Annotated in this window: 2 protein-coding genes; both read left to right on the forward strand. The window is 62.1% G+C overall.

The genetic code is table 11. The features are described from left to right. Window positions 1-905 precede the first annotated feature (905 nt). Window positions 906-2,981, forward strand: a complete 2,076-nt coding sequence (locus R6U20_RS03970; protein WP_410336572.1) for a heavy metal translocating P-type ATPase — start codon at window positions 906-908, stop codon at window positions 2,979-2,981. Between the two features lie 6 nt (window positions 2,982-2,987). After that, a complete protein-coding gene (locus R6U20_RS03975; RefSeq protein WP_410336573.1) occupies window positions 2,988-3,935 on the forward strand; it encodes a methyltransferase domain-containing protein in 948 nt (315 codons plus the stop codon). Window positions 3,936-4,334: the final 399 nt, after the last annotated feature.

The raw sequence follows: 4,334 nt of genomic DNA on the forward strand, positions 1-4,334 counted from the left end.
TGAGGCCGAGCAGCAAAACGACAAGCGTCAGCCAGCGGAGCATAGCGCGTGGTGTGTTTCGGATACCACAAGCGAACGTCGAAAGCGCACAAAAGCATGCACCAGCTAAATATAACAGGGAACGAGGCAAGGTGCCACCGGCGGTGACTGGGCGATTGCATGTTGAGCAGCACGGACGTAGAAAAAACATCACGATACCGTCTTTCTCCGTCATCCTGACAGAGCGGAGCGGCGGAAGGATCTCAGCACGGGTTGTGCTATAGGTTCAGAAGTCGCACAGCCCCCCAACGCCCGTCATCCAGATCCTGAATCGAGTTCAGGACAGGCAAGGCGCCCCTGGCGCCCCTGGCGCCGCTGATCCGGAGCCGAGCGAAGCGAGGGCCGAAGGTCATGCCTGTGGTACGCACGAAGTAATCCATTCGCCGTTTGAGGGCGAACGCACTCCGCTAACGCATCTCTCCATTGGGGCATGGATCCCAGATCGTCGCTCCGCTCCGTCTGGGATGACGGTGTGGGGGCATAAACAAGCATTTCTGCATGTTCAACAGCGATTATATGTATAGCACAACGCGTTCTCAGCGCCTTCCTTGCGCAGCGAAAGAAGACGTCGGATGAGCGTATCGTCGCTTTGGCTCAATCATCTCCTGAAGGCCTGAAGGCCGCGCTCTGACGCTACGTTGAGAGGCGGGCGTTGAGATGCTTCCCCCGGAACACCGTCGGGGTCAGCATGACGTGAGTGAGCAGGCAACCCGTCGAAGTGCTCACACAACGTCATACTGAAGATGCGATTGCTCTGCCGTTAGCGAAACAATCCTCAAGCAACAGGCAACAAGCCGCGTATCCACAAACACCCTAACAGGTGACGCGTAGGTTGAGTCCGTACTTAAACAGACAAATAGAGCGCTATGGAGCGACGAGAGCTTGCGGTAGACGGGATGGATTGCGCAGGGTGCGCGCGCAGTGTCGAAGGCGCCATTAAGCAGGTACAGGGCGTGCAGGAGGCGGATGTCCGACTCATGGCAGGCAAGGTCGTCGTTACTGCCAACGCCCATGCACAGCCGTGGCCTGCCGTATCCGATGCAATTGAACGCGCCGGATATACCGTCGTCCGTGCCGACGCCGATTCCGCCCAGCCATCTACCCAGACGCACACGTACCGCTCTATGGGAGTGCTGGCGGCAGTCGCGGTCGCTGTGCTGGCCATGGCGGTGTTGGGGCACGGACTCGGCGTGTTTGCGTGGATTGAGCGCGTGGTACCGTGGCCACTTGGCGTTGCCGCTACGTTCGGACTCGGTTACCCGGTGTTCAAGAAAGTGGCCGTGGCGGCCTGGGGGCGGCGCATCATTGCGCATACGCTCATGGCAGTGGGCGTGGCCGCGGCATTGGCGACGGGCGAGTGGGTTACCGCGCTTATCATCGTGATTTTTATGCGGCTGGGCGACTATGTGGAGTCCTTCACGACCGACCGCGCTCGCGATGCCCTCCGCACGCTGGTGCATCAGGCGCCGCAGCAAGCGCGTGTAGAACGGGGCGATACCACCGAGCAGGTATCCATCAGTGAAGTTGTGCCCGGCGATGTCGTGCAGGTACGCCCGGGAGAGAAGATTCCCGTGGATGGGTCTGTCGTAGAGGGGCATGCTACCATCGATCAATCGGCCATCACCGGCGAGAGTATGCCCGTGGAGGCCAACACGGGCGATGACGTGTTTGCGGCAACCGTCGCCCAGGGCGGTCGCCTGCGCATCCGCGCCGAAGAGATCGGGGAGGACACCACGTTTGGCCGTGTGGTGCAGATGGTGGAACAGGCGGAGGCGCACCGCGGACGCATGCAGCAGTGGGCGGATCAGTTTTCGGGCTATTACCTGCCGTTCGTGGCCGCCGCTGCAGGCGCCACCTACCTGATTGGTGGCAGCATTATGGCCACGGTGGCGGTGCTGGTGGTGGCGTGCTCATGTGCCTTTGCGCTGGCAACACCGGTGGCCATGCTCGCCGCCATTGGCACCTCGGCCCGGCAGGGCGTGCTCATCAAGGGCGGTAAGTACATCGAGGCCCTGGCGCAGGCAGATACGCTGCTCATCGACAAAACCGGCACGCTTACGCTGGGTGAGCCACGCATCACAGATGTGATCAGCGTAAACGGCATCACGGAGGCCGAACTGCTCCGTCTGGCAGCAGCGACCGAGCAGCACTCCGAGCATCCGCTGGCAACCGCAGTACGCCGGGCCGCGACCGAGCGCGAACTGGATCTGCCCGCTCCCCGCCACTTCGAGGCCGTGCCTGGACGCGGCGTGCAGGCTGTTGTCAACGGCGCAACCGTGGCGGTCGGCAATGCTTCGTTTGTCGGCAACGCCCGCGGCATCTCTACGAACCGACCCGGCCAGACGCCGCTGTATGTGTCGGTGGATGACGAACTGGCGGGCGTCTTGTGGGCGGCCGATGCCGAGCGCGCCGGCGTGCAGTCGGCCCTAAATGCGCTGCGCGATCACTTCGCCACCATCGAAATCTTGACCGGCGACAACGAGCAGACCGCTGCGGTGGTGGCCGAGCGCTTCGGACTTGCCTACCGGGCTGAGCTGCTGCCCGATGATAAGATCGAGGCGGTGCGTGCGCATCAAGACGCCGGACGCACCGTGGTGATGGTTGGCGACGGCGTAAACGATGCCCCGGCACTGGCACAGGCCGATGTGGGCATTGCCATGGGCGCCGGCGGCACCGATGTCGCTATCGACGCCGCCCACATCGTGCTGATGCGCGACGACTGGGCGCTGGTGCCTGCGGTGGTGCAGACAGCCACCCGTGCACTGGGCGTCGTGAAAAGCAACCTGATGCTTACTGCCGTCTACAATCTGCTGGCGCTGGGGGCCGCCTCGGTTGGCTACCTGCCGCCCGTGTTGGCTGCGGCCCTGCACTCCATCCCCGACCTGGGCATCCTGGCCAACTCCTCGCGCCTGCTCCGCCGCTCTCCCACGACTTCCGACTGATTGCTTATGGCATCTGATACGCACGCCGCATCTGCTACCAGCCGAACTGCCAAACTCCGCCGCTACCTGCGCTTTGTCGACGAGAACTTCGGCATCGACAAGCTGTCGCGCACGCCCACCGATGCCGATCACACGGCCGGGTACTACGAAGATAGCTACTGGGCCTATCACTTCGTGCACTCGAAAGAAGGCGCCATCCACATGGCGCTGAATCCGGGGGGAACGTTCGACCGCGCCGGATACTACGGGCAGCCCTGCATCGTAGAGCGGGTGATGCGCGAAACCGATGCGCACGAGGTGCTCGAACTGGCCAGCGGACGCGGGTTCAGCAGTCGCTATCTGGCTGCTCAGCATCCCGAGCGTGCGTTCACGGGCATCGACCTGACGGCCAAGCACGTGCGGGCCGCCCGGCGATCGGCGACTGAATACCCGAATGTGTCGTTCCTGCAGGCGAACTTCCACGACCTGCCGTTTGCCGACGAATCCTTCGATCTGGTGTTTGTCGTCGAGAGCCTGTGTCACTCCGACGACCTTGCGCAGGCGCTCCACGAGGCCCACCGCGTGCTGCGACCGGGCGGGCGGTTTATTGTTATCGACGGCTTTCGTGTGGGGGATGCAGCGGCCCACGGCGACGACTGGGCGACGGCCGCCACCCTGGTGGAGCGCTCCATGTCTGTTGATCGCTTCTTTGACCGCGATGACTTTCTCGCATCCGCCCAACAAACCGGGTTTGCATGCGAGACGCACAACGACCTGTCGCAAGCCATTCTGCCCACGCTGCGGCGCTACGAAGACCGTGCGCTGCAGTACTACGAAAGCCGCCTCATGAACACGCTCTTCCGATGGTTTCTGCCGCGCAACATGCTGCAAAACTCCGTTGCCGGCGCCCTCATGCCGCTAACGATTGAGCAAGGCATCCACAGCTACGACCAGATTACGCTTCAGAAAGAGTGATACGGGTGCCCTGCCGCGCTCTGCATGTCATGGAACGAGTTGGGAGAAACACAAAGCGCAGTGCCATCCCTACACCGTTCCCACCGATGCAGGCCCCGCCCTCGTGCACACCGGTGCGGCCCGCGCGGAAATCGTTCCGTTGCACCACATCTCGTTGCGCGTGGTGATACCATCGTGCGCACCCTGTCGCTCACACAGCCTCCCCATCAGGATAGCGACATCTGTTGCAACATTAATTCTGCCATTACTTGCCGGGTAAATGGTAATACATCCCGAGCCGTCATCTCAGACAAGCCCCCCTGGCACCATGGTACATGACAAAAAAATTGCGAGCCTTCATATTAGTCCCGGGCATCAGCGCCTTCCTCGATCAGAGGCGTCGATCACAACCGTTTCAAC

The sequence above is a fragment of the Longimonas sp. genome, assembly GCF_046498435.1.
Classification (GTDB): Bacteria; Bacteroidota; Rhodothermia; order Rhodothermales; family Salinibacteraceae; genus Longimonas.